Annotated in this window: 13 protein-coding genes and 1 tRNA gene; 6 read left to right on the forward strand and 8 right to left on the reverse strand. The window is 59.7% G+C overall.

The features are described 5' to 3' along the window. Positions 1–289: 289 nt before the first annotated feature. The gene (locus tag R3C19_25250) at positions 290–1,309 is read left to right on the forward strand and encodes a zinc-dependent alcohol dehydrogenase family protein (protein ID MEZ6063670.1); all 1,020 of its coding nucleotides are present in this window, start codon (positions 290–292) and stop codon (positions 1,307–1,309) included. 267 nt (positions 1,310–1,576) lie between these two features. Here the strand turns inward: R3C19_25250 and R3C19_25255 are convergent, their stop codons facing one another. The 4 genes from R3C19_25255 to R3C19_25270 form a co-directional block, all read right to left on the reverse strand. Further along, positions 1,577–2,047, reverse strand: coding sequence for an FAD-dependent oxidoreductase (locus R3C19_25255; protein MEZ6063671.1), 471 nt, complete (start codon positions 2,045–2,047; stop codon positions 1,577–1,579). Then, positions 1,984–2,715, reverse strand: coding sequence for an FAD-dependent oxidoreductase (locus R3C19_25260; GenBank protein ID MEZ6063672.1), 732 nt, complete (start codon positions 2,713–2,715; stop codon positions 1,984–1,986). The genes R3C19_25255 and R3C19_25260 overlap by 64 nt, the downstream gene beginning before the upstream one ends. Before the next feature lie 311 nt (positions 2,716–3,026). Further along, positions 3,027–3,206: a hypothetical protein gene (locus R3C19_25265; protein ID MEZ6063673.1), complete on the reverse strand. Its 180-nt coding sequence runs from the start codon at positions 3,204–3,206 to the stop codon at positions 3,027–3,029. Between the two features lie 24 nt (positions 3,207–3,230). After that, the gene (locus R3C19_25270) at positions 3,231–3,995 is read right to left on the reverse strand and encodes a sulfide/dihydroorotate dehydrogenase-like FAD/NAD-binding protein (GenBank protein ID MEZ6063674.1); all 765 of its coding nucleotides are present in this window, start codon (positions 3,993–3,995) and stop codon (positions 3,231–3,233) included. A 694-nt stretch (positions 3,996–4,689) separates the two neighbouring features. Between R3C19_25270 and R3C19_25275 the strand changes: the two genes are divergently transcribed. The 3 genes from R3C19_25275 to R3C19_25285 all read left to right on the forward strand — a co-directional run bounded on the left by R3C19_25275 (position 4,690) and on the right by R3C19_25285 (position 9,994). Next, positions 4,690–5,838, forward strand: a complete 1,149-nt coding sequence (locus R3C19_25275) for an efflux RND transporter periplasmic adaptor subunit (GenBank protein ID MEZ6063675.1) — start codon at positions 4,690–4,692, stop codon at positions 5,836–5,838. Beyond that, positions 5,831–9,151, forward strand: coding sequence for an efflux RND transporter permease subunit (locus tag R3C19_25280; protein ID MEZ6063676.1), 3,321 nt, complete (start codon positions 5,831–5,833; stop codon positions 9,149–9,151). The genes R3C19_25275 and R3C19_25280 overlap by 8 nt, the downstream gene beginning before the upstream one ends. A gap of 156 nt (positions 9,152–9,307) precedes the next feature. Beyond that, a complete protein-coding gene (locus R3C19_25285; GenBank protein MEZ6063677.1) occupies positions 9,308–9,994 on the forward strand; it encodes a Uma2 family endonuclease in 687 nt (228 codons plus the stop codon). Positions 9,995–10,045: 51 nt separating this feature from the next. On the opposite strand, the gene ppsA is transcribed toward R3C19_25285, so the two are convergent. The 3 genes from ppsA to R3C19_25300 all read right to left on the reverse strand — a co-directional run bounded on the left by ppsA (position 10,046) and on the right by R3C19_25300 (position 14,085). Then, positions 10,046–12,460 carry a phosphoenolpyruvate synthase gene (gene ppsA, locus R3C19_25290; protein ID MEZ6063678.1) on the reverse strand — a complete coding sequence of 805 codons (2,415 nt, stop codon included), beginning with the start codon at positions 12,458–12,460 and terminating at the stop codon, positions 10,046–10,048. A gap of 503 nt (positions 12,461–12,963) precedes the next feature. Continuing rightward, on the reverse strand, positions 12,964–13,398 hold the full coding sequence (gene trxA, locus R3C19_25295; protein ID MEZ6063679.1) for a thioredoxin: 435 nt from the start codon (positions 13,396–13,398) through the stop codon (positions 12,964–12,966). Between the two features lie 183 nt (positions 13,399–13,581). Then, positions 13,582–14,085, reverse strand: a complete 504-nt coding sequence (locus tag R3C19_25300) for a CBS domain-containing protein (GenBank protein ID MEZ6063680.1) — start codon at positions 14,083–14,085, stop codon at positions 13,582–13,584. 508 nt (positions 14,086–14,593) lie between these two features. Here R3C19_25300 and R3C19_25305 point away from each other — a divergent pair. After that, complete coding sequence (locus tag R3C19_25305; protein ID MEZ6063681.1) at positions 14,594–15,049, forward strand: hemerythrin domain-containing protein; 456 nt, start codon at positions 14,594–14,596, stop codon at positions 15,047–15,049. A gap of 186 nt (positions 15,050–15,235) precedes the next feature. On the opposite strand, the gene R3C19_25310 is transcribed toward R3C19_25305, so the two are convergent. Beyond that, positions 15,236–15,308, reverse strand: a tRNA-Lys gene (locus tag R3C19_25310). Positions 15,309–15,441: 133 nt separating this feature from the next. On the opposite strand from R3C19_25310, the gene R3C19_25315 reads away from it, so the two are divergent. Then, entirely contained in the window at positions 15,442–16,626 is a 1,185-nt protein-coding gene (locus tag R3C19_25315; protein MEZ6063682.1) for a tyrosine-type recombinase/integrase, read from the forward strand. Positions 16,627–16,684 lie beyond the last annotated feature (58 nt).

Genomic DNA, 16,684 nt, shown 5'->3' on the forward strand with positions numbered 1-16,684 from the left:
CGTCAGCCGGAGCCGCCAGGCTCCGGAAGCTGGTGTCTCCGCGTCCGCAGGCCTGAAGGGCCGACACATCCGCTGCGGCGAAAGCTGTATCGCCCCTCCGGGGCTTTGGACAGGAATTCGGCATCTGACCGGTGGCTCACGCCACCGGCTGAGGTTGTGTCGGCCCGCCGGGCCTGAAACGCTGTTCAATCTACGCCCCCCATTTTCCGGATGAGCCGAAAATCTTCTGTGGCCGACCACGTAGACCTCCGCAGTCATTCGGCGGTCACGATCAGACGGAGTTGCGACGATGAAGGCGATGATTCTTCCTCGCGTTGTTTCGCTGGGTGAGTGCGATCGGCCGCTGGAACTCGTCGATCTGGCGCAGCCCGAACCCGGTTTCGGCGAAATCCTCATTCGGGTTCTGACCTGCGGAGTCTGTCACACGGAGCTGGACGAAATTGAGGGCCGCACGCCTCCGCCGCGATTCCCTGTGGTTCCCGGTCACGAAGTCGTCGGTCTCGTCGAACGTAATGGCCCCGGGGCGTCGAAGCATGCGGTCGGCGATCGAGTTGGCGTCGGCTGGATTTATTCCTCAACGGGAAGCGAAGACGAAAACCTGGCGGCGGACTTCCGGGCAACGGGACGCGACGTGAACGGCGGCTATGCCGATTACATGACGATTCCCGAAGACTATGCCTACCCAATTCCGGATGCGTTTACCGACGAACAGGCCGCTCCGCTGCTGTGTGCAGGAGCCATCGGTTACCGCGCTTTGCGGCTGACGAAACTGGCCGACGGCGAACGACTGGGCCTGACGGGATTCGGCGGTTCGGCTCATCTGGTGCTGCAACTGACAAGGCACCTGTATCCCCGCTCCGACGTGTATGTGTTTGCCAGAGACGCACAGTCGCGCGCGTTTGCGCTGGAACTGGGAGCCGTCTGGGCCGGGCACACCGAAGACCGGCCGCCTCGATCGCTGCATGCCATCATCGACACGACGCCGGCCTGGAAACCGATCGTCGAAGCCATGGCCAGCCTGAAACCCGGCGGCCGGCTGGTCATCAACGCGATTCGAAAAGAAGACGCCGACAGGGACGCGCTGCTTGGGCTCAGCTACCACGATCACCTGTGGATGGAACGCGAAATCAAAACAGTGGCCAACATCACTCAACATGACATTCGCGGATTCCTGCCGATCGCCGCGGAGATTCCGATGCAGCCGCGAGTCGAAACGTATTCGCTGGAAGACGCCAATCGCGCATTGACGGACCTGAAACACCGAAACGTCCGCGGCGCGAAGGTGCTGGTGGTGAACCGCCCGCAGTAGTTAGCCGAGTGGCCATTGTGAAGAAACCATCGCACATGGAGCAGGATTCATCACCCTCCTGGCGAAGCCGGGGAGGGTCGACGTTGATCCGTGTTCAGCGGATCGACAAGGGGAGGGCCGGGAACGGCGAGTGACGTCGCAAGTCGCGTCCCCTGCGAACAGCCCTCCCCGAGTCGAATCGGCTGAACGCCGATTTCGCCATCGACCCTCCCACTGCGCGGGAGGGTGAAATGGTCATCCGCGGTAGCAGCAAGTTGACCATTCGCCTTACTTCGTGCTGCCACTGTCGTTCGACGCGGCAACACCCGTCAAATACTCATGAATCGACGCGGCGGCTTTGCGGCCGGCTCCCATGGCCAGAATTACGGTGGCTCCGCCGGTGACGATGTCGCCGCCGGCAAAGACGCCCGGTTTTGATGTCGCCAGAGTCTTCTCGTCGGCGACGATGTAACCTCGGGAGTTCGTTTTGAGGTCTTCCGTCGACGACTGAACCAGCGGGTTGGCTCCGGTTCCCAGAGCAATAACGGCCATGTCGATCGGGATGCGAAATTCCGATCCGGCTATCGGCACCGGCGAGCGGCGACCGGAGGCATCCGGTTCTCCCAACTGCATTCGCCGGCATTCCGCCGCAGTCAGTCGCCCGGAATCGTCACCAACGAACGAAGTCGGGGCCGTCAGCTCAACAAACTCGACGCCCTCTTCTTCCGCATGACGAACTTCTTCCGCACGCGCCGGCATTTCTGCTTTGGTCCGGCGATACAGCAGCATCGCGCGGAGGCTCCCAGACGCAGAGCTGTGCGGACGGCGTCCATTGCCGTGTTGCCGCCGCCGACGACCGCGACGACTCGACCACGACAGTCGTACACCGGTTCGTCGTAAACCGGATGTTCGTTCGCATGCATCAGGTTGACGCGCGTCAGAAACTCGTTGGCGGAATACACTCCCGCCAGGTACTCACCGGGAATCCCCAGAAACTTCGGCAGGCCGGCACCGGTGGCGATGAACACGGCATCGAATCCTTCTTCGCCCAGCAGTTCGTCGACGGTAATCGTCTTGCCGATCACGACGTTGGTTTCAAACTTCACGCCCAGTGTCCGCAGGTTTTCAATTTCCTGCCGAACAATGGCCTTGGGAAGCCGGAATTCGGGAATGCCGTAGATCAGCACGCCGCCCGGTTCGTGCAGCGCTTCAAAGATGGTGGCGTCGTGTCCCTTAAGCACCAGATCACCCGCGGCGCTCAGTCCGGCCGGACCGCTGCCGATGATGGCCACGCGTTTGCCCGTGGACGGAGCTTTCTGCGGCAACACCGCGCCGCCGTGCTGTTGTTCGTAGTCGGCCACGAAACGTTCCAGATAACCGATCCCCAGCGGTGCGAAGCGTTTGCCGATGATGCAGCGCCTTCGCACTGGTCTTCCTGAGGACACACGCGGCCGGTGATTCCGGGCAGAACGTTGTCTTCGCGAATCTTCGCCGCGGCCGCTGCGTAGTCGCCTTCGTAAATCAGGTGAACGAACTCCTTCACCTTCACGCCGACCGGACAGCCTTCGACACATTTCGGATGATTGCATTCCAGACACCGCGCCGCCTCGGATTTGGCCTGAATCACGGACAGGCCGAGATTCACCTTCGTGGAAATCGTGACGGCGTTCGTCGGCCGGTTCGACGGGCATTTCCTGACGAGGCAGCCGGATTCGATCTTTCGGAGATAACGGATTCGTCATGATTCGCGTCCCGTGGGGTTCTGATGAACGGCGAGTTCCGGATGAGCTTTCGCCAGCCGACACACGTGATCGACTTCACACAAGTCCTGCTGCGGATGTTCTTCAAACTGCTGCAGCGCCTGTCGCTCGGTGTCGCGGTACATGGCGTTTCGCTGAGCCAGTACGTCAAAGTCCACCTGATGCCGTCGAATTCGGGACCGTCAACACACGCGAAACGAGATTCTCCGCCGACGATCACACGACATCCGCCGCACATGCCCGTTCCGTCCACCATGATGGAATTCAGACTGACGATCGTCGGAATCTTGGCCGCCCGAGTCACTTCGGCCACGCCCCGCATCATTGGAATCGGACCGATCGCCAGCACCAGATCGATGCTTTCGTTTGAGGGACTTTGAGAAAAGGGGGCTGCCCCTCTCCGGCATCTCTGTCACAGTGCCGATCAGTTCCTGCAGCTTGTCCGTGACAAGTCCCTGCTGACCGTAACTGCCGTCATCGGTCATCACAAACAATTCGTGCGCCGCGTCGCGCAATTCGTCTTCCAGAATGACCAGGTCTTTGTTCCGCGCGCCGAGAATCGCCTGCACGTGATTGCCGGCCTGTTTCAGAGCCTTCGCCGTCGGCATGGCAATCGCCGCACCGACTCCGCCGGCAACCACCACGACCGTGCCGTATTTTCGGATCTCAGACGGCTTTCCCAGCGGACCGACGACGTCCAGAATGAACTGACCGGCGTCCAGCGAATTCAGCAGCCGAGTCGTCTTGCCGACACCCTGCACAATCAGCCGAATCGTCCCGCGTTCCGGATCACTGCCCGCAATTGTCAGCGGAATGCGTTCCCCGTGTTCATGCACCCGCACAATCACAAACTGCCCCGGCTGCTGCTTCTTCGCAACCCGCGGAGCAAGTACGTGAAGGTTGCGAACGTTCTCCGCCAGCCAGGCAGCCTCAACGATTTCAAACACAGGTTTCCTCCGCGGGTGGTGTTTCGTCGGCGAGACTCAGATTCTACGGTCGCATTTGACGTTGGCGCTGCGAATCGATACTGCAATTGCCGTCCCGATTACCGTGAATTGCCCCGCGATCGGTTGCCGGACGTTGGAGCGAGTTACGGCACTCGTTCTTCAAAACGATCCCGGCCGGACGGTGCCGAATTTTCGCAATCGGCAGAAGGTGCGGGTACGGCATCTTCTCATAACGGATGGCCTGGAGCCGCCGGGATTTCGCTGTAATGCGCTGCTTCGATCGTGCGTCACATTGGCGAACGGTCGCTGTCGGCGATTTTCAGCCGCGGCGCGATGTTCGTTCTGCGACGAGGTGTGGCCCGCTGTGGTCGCTGCCTCGACGGTTGACTACTTTCCGACTCACATCAACAAGGCAGCGCTTTCCGGGAACGTGGCGGAAGCGTGATCGCGAGTTTCGTTCGGCAGTTCCTGGCACTGCGAGTTCTGCAGTTCAAACGGTGGATCGAGAAAGCGATTTCCGAGAATCGTGACGGTCCGGCGAGCTACTGTCCTGTTCGAGCGTGTCGCGATGTCACACAATCCTCGTGCTGCGCAATATCGCACGTCATTGCGTGCGAATCACGGATCGAACTGACGCGGCACGTGATTCGCAGCGCGGCCATCGAGACAAACGGCAATCGCCAGCGGATACGACATGGCAACGAAGACATCCAGAATTACGCATCTCTTGACGCTCGCCATCACCCGCGGTCTTCCGCTGGTATTGGGTCTGGCCGTGCTGGTCGGCATCATCGCGTGGATGTCGGGCGCGTTTGTGGACAAAGTCGCGCCGGGAGAACAGGAAGTCGCCGTTCGCAGGCGTGCTCCCGATCAGCCGGTCGCCGCCGTTGGCGAAGTGCTGAAGGAGTACGTCGAAGAAGCGCTGGGAACTCTGCGGGCTGCGGACCGCACGGTGATTTCACCCAAAGTGCTGGCCAGGATCCGAGATATCAGTGTTCAGGCCGACGAAGAAGTCGAAGCGGGGCAGGTACTTGTCGAACTGGAAGAAGGCGAACTTCGAGCCCGTCTGAACCAGGCCACCGAAGCGGTCCAGGCGGCGACGGCCAGCGCCACGGAAGCGCAGTCGGCATTTGATCGCATCAAGACGCTGTACGAAAAAGACGCCACCAGCAAGGCTGTGTACGACGAAGCGTTCGCTCGTTTTAAGGTCGCGGAAGCGGACCTTCGCCGATCCGAACAGTCGGTTGCTGAAGCCACGGCGATGCTGTCCTACACGGTTATTGCCGCTCCAAAAGCCGGGCGCGTCGTGGATCGCCTGGCCGAACCGGGTGACATGGCGACTCCCGGACAGCCACTGCTGACGATGTACGACCCCAACACGCTGCGGCTGGAAGTTCCCGTGATGGAACATCTGGCGCTGAAGCTGAAGATCGGTGACAAGGTGACCGTCGGCATCGATGCCCTGAACCGCGAACTCGCCGGCACGGTGGCTCAGCGAGTTCCCCAGGCCGAAGCATCCAGTCGGTCGTTTCTGGTCAAGGTCGACGTGCCTCAGTCGGGAGAACTGTTCGAAGGCATGTTCGGCCGACTGCTGATTCCGGCGGGCGAACGGCGGCATCTGTGCCTTCCGACCACCGCGATTCAGTCGATCGGGCAGCTTGATTTCGTCGACGTTGTGCGCAGCGACGATACGCTGGAACGCCGCTTCATCAAGACGGGCCGCGAAGGCCTGCCGGGCAAGATCGAAGTGCTGAGCGGCCTGGAAGCCGGAGAAAACGTCATCGTGCATTCCGGCAGTTCCGATCACACACACGATTCGAATGGCGGAGCGCACGATGAGTGACGCTTCAACCCCGAATCCACAGCAGACGCCCTTTCTGACTCGCGTCGTCGAAGTCTTTCTGCGCGGCGACGTTGCAATTCTGCTGACACTGGTGTCGCTGATCCTCGGTGCCGCTTCGCTGTACCTGACGCCGCGCGAGGAAGAACCGCAGATCGTTGTTCCGATCGCCGATCTGTTCGTGAATGCTCCCGGCCTTTCGGCAACCGAAGTCGAACACAAAGTCACGTCTCGTCTGGAAAAGCTGCTGTTTCAGATTGATGGCGTTGAGTACGTGTATTCGATGTCACGACCGGGGCAGTCGGTTGTCACCGTCCGGTTTTATGTCGGCGAAGACCGCGAGGATTCGCTGGTCAAACTGTACAACAAGATCAATTCGAACACGGACCAGATTCCGCCGGGTGTCGCCAGTTGGGTCATTAAGCCGATTGAAATCGACGACGTGCCGATCGTCAATGTGACGCTGAAATCTGATCGGCCGAATGAATATTCCGACCACGAACTGCGGCGACTGGCTGAGCAGATTCAGGTGGAACTGGAATCCATCCCGAACACGAATCGAGTGGCGGTGATCGGCGGACGTCCGCGGCGCATTCGTGTCGAACTGGACGCGATCCGGCTGGCGTCGCGACAGACGTCGCCGCTGCAGGTGGCCGCGGCGCTGCAGGCCAGCAACGTTAACCTGCGAGCCGGAAGCTTCGAACAGCAGAACCAGGACTGTATTGTCGAAGCCGGCACGTTTCTGAAGGATGCGACCGAGCTGCAGGATCTGGTTGTGAACGTCGCGGGAGGCCGCCCGGTGTACCTTGGCGACATCGCCACAATCATCGACGGCCCCGCGGAAGTGGAAAGCTATTCGTGGATCGGATACGGCCCGGCGAGCGATTCGGCGTCGAAGTCCCGAAGCGACGTCCTGCCGGCGGTTCATGTGGCCGTCGCGAAACAGAAAGGCACAAACGCCGTCCGTGTGGCCGAGGACGTTCATGCTCGCATGGAAGAACTCGCTCGCACCCATCTGCCGGACGGCGTGTCGTGGGTGATTACTCGCGACTACGGCGAAACCGCCAACCACAAGGTCAACGAACTGGTCGAAGGCCTGGTGATCGCAGTGCTGACGGTCATCGGACTGATCGGGCTGACTCTGGGCTGGCGGCCTGCCCTGGTCATCGCGCTGGCGATTCCCGTGTGCTACAGCCTGACTCTGTTCATCAACCTGATGGCGGGGTACACAATCAACCGAGTCACGATGTTCGCTCTGATTCTGGCGCTGGGACTGCTCGTTGACGATCCCATCACCGACGTCGAAAACATCGCCCGCTATTTTGCGATGAAAGTGTTGCCGCCGCGCGAAGCGACTCTGCGAGCCGTGCAGGAAGTTCGTCCGGCATTGATCCTTTCCACTCTGGCCATCATCGCCAGCTTTCTGCCATTGGCGTTTATCACCGGAATGATGGGCCCGTACATGGGCCCGATGGCTCTGAATGTGCCGCTGACGGTGGTTGTCTCGACGTTTGTGGCGTTTCTGATGACGCCGTGGATGGCCATGGTTTCGCTGCGCACGCTGGACGAATCGTCCGCGGAACACGGCGACGCGTACGACATCACGCGGATGCCTCTGTACCGCTTCTTTCGAATGCTGCTGGGACCGATTCTCGATCGTCGCTGGCTGAGCCTGCTGGTGCTGGCCGGCGTTGTTGTGCTGCTGCTGGCGGCGATGCTGCTGCCAATGTTCCGGCTGGTGCCGCTGAAGATGCTGCCGTATGACAACAAGAATGAACTGCAGATCGTGATCGATATGCCGGAAGGAACGACTCTGGACCGGACGAATTCCGTGGCTCTGGAAGTCGGCCGATACCTGGCCGGCATCAACGAAGTTCACGACTTCGAAGTCTATGTCGGCACGGCATCGGCGATGGACTTCAATGGAATGGTGCGTCATTACTTCCTGCGGCAGTCGCCGAATACCGCGGACATCCGACTGAACCTGCTGCCGAAGGAACAGCGGCAGCAGCAGTCTCATGAACTGGTCCTGCGAATTCGTTCCGACCTGGACGCACTCAGCCGTTCGCTAAACGCCAATATCAAGCTGGTGGAAGTTCCGCCCGGTCCGCCGGTGATCGCCACCGTAACCGGAGAAGTGTACGGTCCGGACGACGCGACCTATGGTCAGCTTGTTCACGCGGCTCGGCGAGTCGAAGCTCGCCTGGCCCGCGAACCGGGAATCGTCGATGTCGACAGCGTTGCTGAAGCCGAACAGGTTCGCTGGGTCTTTGAAACCGACAAACCAAAGGCAGCGCTGTCCGGAATTTCGACGGCCGACATCAGCCGAACTCTGAAACTCGCGCTGGACGGCGAAACAGCCACCATTCTGCACGCACCCAGTGAAGTGGATCCGCTGCCTGTGGAACTGCGCCTGCCGCGCGACCAGCGTTCCGCGATTGATGATCTGGAAGAGATGTACGTGCAGGGCCGCAGCGGCGAAATGGTGCAGTTGGGTGCCGTCGGCAGGTTTGTTGAAGGCCGCGAAGACCAGACGATCTATCACAAGAACCTGAAGCGAGTCGCCTACGTCTACGGCGAAGTCGCGGGACGTTCTCCCGCGGACGCAATTCTGGATATGGAATTCGACCGAGTCGAAAGCGACGTTCCGATCGGCGGCAACGGCGCCACCCCGCGACCGGTCGGCGAACGGACGTGGCTGAATCCCGGCGGCGGTGATCCGTGGAGCATTCCCGCCGAATTCAGCGTCGAATGGGCCGGTGAAGGCGAATGGAAAATCACGCTGGATGTCTTCCGAGACCTCGGCCTGGCGTTCGCCGCAGCGCTGATGGGAATCTTCGTGATCCTGATGTTCCAGACCGGATCGCGAGCACTGCCGATGATCATCATGCTGGCCATCCCGCTGACCTTAATCGGCATCCTTCCCGGATTCTGGCTGTTGAACGTGATCGTGGACCGCCCGATCGGCGGCTACGCGAATCCCGTGTTCTTTACGGCGACCGCCATGATCGGCATGATCGGCCTTGCGGGAATTGTGGTCCGGAACTCAGTGGTTCTGATCGATTTTATCCAGCACGCTCAGGCCGATGGCATGGCTCTGCGCGAAGCCGTCATTCAAAGTGTCGCCATCCGTACGCGGCCGATTCTGCTGACGGCCGGAACGACGCTGCTGGGCAACTGGGTCATCACACTGGACCCGATCTTCTCCGGCCTGGCCTGGGCCATCATTTTCGGAATCCTGACGTCGACGCTGTTCACGCTGATCGTGATCCCAACGGTCTACTGGCTGCTGTACGGCGGCAAGGGCGAAGCCTGATTCGCTGATTCGTTCCGGGAGCCCTGCCCGCAAACGGAGACGAAGTCACGCGAGTGACGCGAGTGACGCGGCAGCGCATACACGGCGTCGACTCCAGGTCGACACCGGCATAGAATATGGACAGCAGAGCTGTCCTGCGCCGAATCGGAGAACGATATGTCAACCGACACATTGCCCACAACTTCATCATCAGCTGTCGCTGAAGACACCGCGCCGCCGGAATGCGTGTCTGCCGCGGAAAGCGCCGTAATGCTGTCGGCCGGCTGGACCGATTACGTGACGCTCCGCGACAATCCGGACAATCGCGGTCTGCGCATGACCTTCGACGATGGACTCCTGGAAATCATGACGCTGAGCAGTTTTCACGAATTGGTGGCACTCCTGATCCATGATTTCATTACGGAATGGCGTGTTGCCCGGAGAATTCCGGTTCGGCCGGCAGGTTCCATGACGCTGCGCAGCGGGGAAAGCAAGGGTGGGCTGGAAAGTGACCAGAGTTACTACATTCAGCACGAGCAGGATGTCCGAGGGATTGAAAGCGTTGATCTCAATACGGCTCCGCCGCCGGATCTGGCGATCGAGGTTGAACATCGATCAGCGGCGATTCACAAGATGCCGATTTACGGACGGCTGGGAGTTCCCGAAGTCTGGCGTTGGCACGATGAAACGCTGACGGTCCACCGCCTGGTCGACGGCGGTTATGTCGAACGCAACGAAAGCGAAGCGCTGCCGGGAATTCCGCTGGAAAAACTCCGCAGCGCATTACAGCGCCGGATGCAGATCGACGAAACATCGCTTGTCGGCGAATTTCGACAGTGGCTGCAGTCAGCAAAGCAGCAGTAACGCTGCGACCGCGGCTGCTTTCCGCTCGCGCCGAAATCGCTGACCGGCAACTCACGCCAGCTTCCGTTCGATTTCCAGAATCTTCACGGTTGTCTTCATGACGGCGTCGGGGTTCAGCGAGATGCTGTCGATGCCCTGTTCGACCAGGAACTGAGCGAACTCGGGGTAGTCACTGGGAGCCTGGCCGCAGATGCCGATCTTGCGGCCGGTCTTCTTTGCGGATGCGATCGCCGAGCGAACGGCGCTCATCACGGCTGCATCGCGTTCGTTGAAAATGTGAGCCACGATTTCGGAATCGCGGTCGACGCCCAGAGTCAACTGCGTCAGATCGTTTGACCCGATCGAAAAGCCGTCGAAGATTTCGGCGAACGCTTCCGCGGCAATCACGTTGCTGGGGATTTCGCACATGACGTAAATCTCCAGACCGTTCTGCCCGCGGACCAGATCGTAGTCCGCCATGACCTGCTGCACTTTGCGTCCTTCTTCGACCGTGCGACAGAAGGGAATCATCAGTCTGACGTTCGTCAGCCCCATGTCCTCGCGGACCTTCTTCATCGCCAGGCACTCCAGTCCGAACGCTTCGCGGTAACGTTCATCGTAGTACCGGGAAGCACCGCGAAATCCGATCATGGGATTCTCTTCGGTCGGTTCGAATTCCCGCCCGCCGATCAGATTGGCATATTCGTTCGACTTGAAGTCACTCATGCGAACGACCACGTCCTTCGGATAGAACGCAGCCGCGATCATGCCGACTCCCTGAGCAAGCTCATCGACAAAAAACTGAGACCGGTCGACATAGCCGGCCGTCAGTCTGGCAATCTCACGGCGAGCTTCCGGATCCGTCACCCGATCGAAACGCAGCAGCGCCATCGGATGAATTCTGATGTGGTTGTTGATGATGAACTCCATGCGAGCCAGCCCGACTCCGTCATTCGGAATCTGCGACAGCCCGAAGGCTTCTTCCGGATTCGCGGCGTTCATCATCACCTTTGTCTTCGGACGGGACAGATCCTTCAGACTTGTTGTTTCGACTTCAAACGGCAACAGCCCTTCGTAGACCACGCCCGTATCGCCTTCGGCACACGACACGGTCACCTGCTGACCGTTGCGAAGCAGTTCCGTGCCCTGGATCGTGCCGACGATCGCCGGCAGACCCAGCTCCCGGCTGACAATGGCCGCGTGACAGGTGCGACCGCCGCGGTTGGTGACGATTGCCGCGGCGATTTTCATGATCGGTTCCCAGTCGGGATCCGTCTTGTCGGTCACCAGCACTTCGCCTGCGCGGAAGTCTCCCAACTGGCTGGCGTTCGTAATGACGTGGACCGGTCCCTGCCCGATTCGTTCGCCGACCGCACGGCCTCGCACGATCGGATTCCCCGCAGCCGTCAGCCGGAACGATTCCAGACTGTCCCGAACCTTCTGCGACTGCACGGTTTCCGGGCGAGCCTGGACGATGAACAGTTCGCCCGTTCGGCCGTCTCTGGCCCATTCCATATCCATCGGGCACGGCTGACCGCGTCTCGCGGAATAGTGGTCCTCAATGATGCAGGCCCATCTGGCAAGCGTCAGAATCTCGTCGTCAGCGAGTGCAAATGCGGCACGATCCTCCGGCGGCACGGGAACGTTCTTTGTCATTCGCCCGCCGCCGACGTCGTAAACCAGCTTGAATTCCTTGCTGCCGATCGACTTCTTCAGAATCGGGCGGAAGCCTTCCCGCAGCGTCGGTTTGAAAACGTAGTATTCGTCGGGATTGACGGAACCCTGAACGACGTTTTCTCCCAGACCGTACGCGGCGTTGATCAGGACGGCGTCACGAAAGCCGCTTTCGGTATCGATCGAAAACATCACACCGGACGTGCCGAGGTCCGATCGGACCATCAACTGAACGCCGATGGACAAAGCAATCCGGAAGTGATCGAAGCCCTTGTCTTCGCGATACGAAATCGCCCGGTCGGTAAACAGTGACGCGAAACACCTCCGGCAGCAGTCCAGCAGTTGATTCGGCCCGCGAACATTCAGGTACGTTTCCTGCTGACCGGCAAAGCTGGCGTCCGGAAGATCCTCCGCTGTGGCACTGCTGCGGACGGCAACATCCGCGATGTCTCCGCGTTCCCGGCACAATTCGTTGTAGGCGTCGACGATGGCTGTGCGCAGGTTGGCGGGCATCTCGCTTTCCAGAATCGCATGTCGAACCTGGCTGCCTCGCTGACGAAGATTCTCGATATCGCTGGTATCCAGATCCGCCAGAATCTGCGGGATCTTTTCCTCCAGTCCCGTTTCGTGAAGAAACCGACGATAGGCATCCGCTGTTGTGGCAAATCCGTTGGGAACTTTGACGCCTTCGCCGGTCAGTTCGCGATACATTTCTCCCAGGGACGCATTCTTTCCCCCGACGGACGGCACATCATCAATGCCAATCTGATCGAACCATCGAACAAGATCGGTTGCCGTTGAAGTCGCTGACATTTGGAGGTTCCTTCTGGTTCGATGTACCCAAAAAACTTCCGGTCAGGCTTGTGACCGATGGCTGATGCTGAACCGGTTTGCAATTGCCGTTCCGCTGCATTCCCGGACGCCGCTGGCGGCAGGCAGACTGAAGCAGCCTCGGCCGTTAGTTGGCCGCACTGCGGTTTCACGCCGTACCGACCCGTCGCCGTCCGTAAAACGTGTCCGGCGTCGCTCGGACCGGAACGCGTCGCCGTGCGAAAACGGCACGGCGCGCGGCATCGCACGACTGCGAAGGCGCAAGCGGCCCGCGTTTGTTGTGGAGTTCCGGGAACTCAAGGCGTCTTCGCGGTTCAGCGGCCGTTTGGAAAAAAACGCGATCGTCCGAAATACCGTCATCGCGCTTTCGCCAGGCATTCCGGGACAGCCAACGTACAACTGGCACTGCACGCGTCTCTTCGGAAAACGTCGACCGCGCGTCAGACACCCGATGACATGCCGGCCGCAGACACGCAGCGCCCGCGCTACGTGAGCGATCGGACCCACTGAACTATCTGCTGAGCGGTCAGGGCACCCGATTGCCGCGCAACTTCCCGTCCGTTCTGAAAACAGATCAGCGTGGGAATGGCGCTGATTCGGAACAACTCTGCCGTGCGCGGTGAGTCCCCGGTGTTCAACTTTCCCAGAATTGCCTCCGACGCAAGTTTCGCGGCCGCCTGCTCGAACGCGGGCGCCATCATTCGGCACGGTCCGCACCACGGAGCCCAGAAATCCACCAGCACCGGAACCTGCGTCCGGCTCACGAATTTTCGAAACGAGCTGTCGTCGAGTTCGACGGGTACTCCCGGCAGCAGCGATTTCCGGCATCGTCCGCACACTGGCTCATCCTGTTGCCGCGCGGCGGGAATCCGGTTCACGGCAAGGCAACCGGAACATGCGATTTCAACTTGATCGCTCACAGCGGGCTTCTTCATATCGGCGAAACCACTGAACCTCACGACCACCGGCCGTCGATTTGCAGATCGGCATCGAACAACCGGACGGCCACCGGAAACACCGGCATCCGTTTGCTTCCAATCCTGCCGACAACGCCCCGGCTTCCGGCATTATGGAACCCGCCGGCGATGGGAACACGGCACTCACTAATCGGCAACCAGAAAGCGATGGTAAATCAGTTGCGAAAGGTCGGGAGGAAACCGACGACGGTGCTTTTCGTCAAGCGAATGGTCATAGTAGTCGTTCATCGCTCGCAGGACGTCGCGACGACTGACAATTCCCAGCAGAGTATCGCCATCCGTCACGGGCAGGTGTCGGAACCCGTGATTTACGAAAATTGATGCCAGCGTGAACAGTTCCGTATCCGCCGTCACGCACACAGGGTGCCGTCGCATGATTGTTCGAGCAGTCTGTGGAGGCGACGGACTCCCGAAAAAGCTCTCGTCCGACAGCACCGCCAGACAATCCCGCTCGGAAATGAATCCCACAAGCTTCTTTCGCCCGCCCGCAGTTTCGATCACGGGTGCGTTGGAAACCCGATGATCCAGCAGGAATGGGATCAGCTTGTCCAGCGGCATATCCGGCGAAACGGTCTTCACATGTGTCTTCATGAAGTCACTGGCGCGGGGAGAGTCGACGGATTGAGTCATGGCTGGTCTCCTGAAATACGAAGCACTTCCCACCAGACGCAATTCGTATGCCGCCGACAATTCAAAAGAACGTCACAGCCCTGCATTCAGCGCCTGATGTCGCCACGGCACGCAATTCACGCCTCTCCAGGTGCTCGCAGCGCATGTGCGAGCTGGCACACTCGACACGCGATTCGGCGCGCCGGGGAAATCGAACGCTGCGCCCAAAACGTCCTTCGCACGGCACAGTCGCGGACATCAGCAAGTCAGGCGACAGCGCCGCGGATTAAGGTCCGCTGATCGATTGTTTCGGAAGTGTGGTAAGCAATCCACATTGTCCGACCGCATGCGCTGGTACAATGATTGCGGAGTCCTTCAGTACGGAATCACCCGGCCGGGTTTCGTCCAGGCGAACGGCCTGCCTGATTGGTGATGATTGCACTGACGGCGATCGTCGGCAGTGGAAACCGTCGCCGCCGGATCGTTGATTCATTTCCCATGACCGATCGTTTGCCACGGATTTGAGAGCATGACCGAAACCGCAATGCAGCGCGACCTGCGGCGATTCGCGCAGGAACACTCGCATCTGAAATCGGGGATCACCGATTTGCGATCGTGGATTGACGAAGTCAGCGAATTGGGCATTCCGCACTTCGGAGAAATGGGCGACCGGATGAAGCCGCTCTACGCCGAACTCTGCGAACACTTCGCTCACGAGGAAGTGCGCGGGTTCCTGGCGGAAGCCATTGCCCTGCTTCCGCATCTCAGCGATGACGCCGATGACCTGCGGATTGAGCATTCACGCCTGCTGACGGCCCTCGACGCACTGATCTGCCGCCTGCAGGAATCGCCCCCTCCATTCGAAAGCTGGCAGCGAGCGTGTCAGGATCTCAACGAAATCCTGGACGCTCTCAACACGCACGAACACAAGGAAATGGAAATCCTGGAACAGGCTGCTTCCACCGACACAATTCCACAGAACTGACGATGGCCGCCGAACACCACGGCCCTCAGCCCCGACCCTGAGCCGTCAGTTCCACCAGTTCCGCCACGCGCCTCACCGAACACGACCAGTCGCCCACTTGCGATCGCCACCAGGAAATCGCCTGCCACCCCGCAAACGACCGATCCCGCACAATGAATTCACTATCCGCCGCCAGTCCAAAAAAAGTGAGGGCGCAGGGACTCGAACCCTGGACCTACGGATTAAAAGTCCGTTGCTCTACCAACTGAGCTACGCCCTCTTGCCTTGATTTTTACTGGAATATTGACTTTCGTCAACGCATCGAAATAATGGTGCTACACCCGCACTACACCCGCACTACACCCGCACTACACCCGCTGTCTGAGATTTCTGACGACGCGAGGGATATTTCGATGCCCAGATCAAAGCCGGCGAAACCTTATCGTGATTTCCCGCTTTTTCCACACGGCAGCGGCCAGTGGGCGAAGAAAATCCGGGGAAAGACCTGGTACTTCGGTTCGTGGGACGATCCGGACACTGCGCTCAAGCAATTTCTGGCTGAGCGAGATCACATTCAGGCTGGTGAGAACCCACGGCTGCTGACCGGGAGTAGTACACCCGGTGGACACACCGTCCGCGATGTCTGCAATCACTTCCTCACCGTTCAGCGACAGAAGGTTGACTCCGGCGAACTGTCGCCGAGAACGTTCGCCGACTACATGAAGACCTGCGAACGCGTCATCGGGTTCTTCGGAAAAGAAACCGTCGCAGCGACACTGAAACCGTCAAACTTTTCAGCGTTTCGACAGTCGTTCCCGTCAACGTGGGGACCACGGATGGCAGGTCGCGAGATCAGGCAAACAAAGACTCTGTTTAGGTTCGCGGCCGAAGAAGAACTCGTCGATCATCTACCGAATTTCGGCGGCAATTTTAAACAACCGGGAGTGAAGGTTCTGCGCCGTCTGCGGCAGGAGAAGCGGAACGCTCACGGCGAATTGATGTTCGAAGCGGCTGAACTGCGGTCGATGGTGGCACAGGCCCGGCGTCCGTGGGACGCAATGATTCTTCTGGGAGCGAACTGCGCGTTCGGCAACAGCGACATCGCGAACCTGCCTCGAAACGTTATCGATCTAGCCGGTGGCTGGATCGATTACGGCCGACAGAAAACCGGGATCGATCGTCGCTGTCCATTGTGGCCGGAGACAATCGCTGCGTTGCGTGACTCACTTCTTCATCGGCGTCTTCCGGTCGACTCTGGTGATTCCGAACTGGTGTTTCTTACCACATACCGAAATCGGTACATTCGTGAGACGAGTCCCGGCAAGTTTTCCGACGGGATCAGCGGTGCGTTTTCCAAAATGCTAGAACGCTGGGGCGTGAAGCGACCAGGACTGGGATTCTACTCACTGCGACGGACATTTGAGACCGTCGCGGCGGAGACGGGTGACCAGATCACCGTCGACCACATCATGGGCCACATCGACCAGTCGATGGCCGGCGTCTATCGACAACGCATAGCCGATGCCCAGTTGCTGAGAGTCAGCGAACACGTTCGGCTTTGGTTCAACCACAATCAAGAGAACGCACTGGCGAAGTAGACAGACTGGCATTGCAGCTTGGCAATTGTTGCGGAAGGGCGAGAGGGCAGTCGTTCGG

Source organism: Planctomycetaceae bacterium (assembly GCA_041398785.1).
Lineage (GTDB): Bacteria > Planctomycetota > Planctomycetia > Planctomycetales > Planctomycetaceae > JAWKUA01.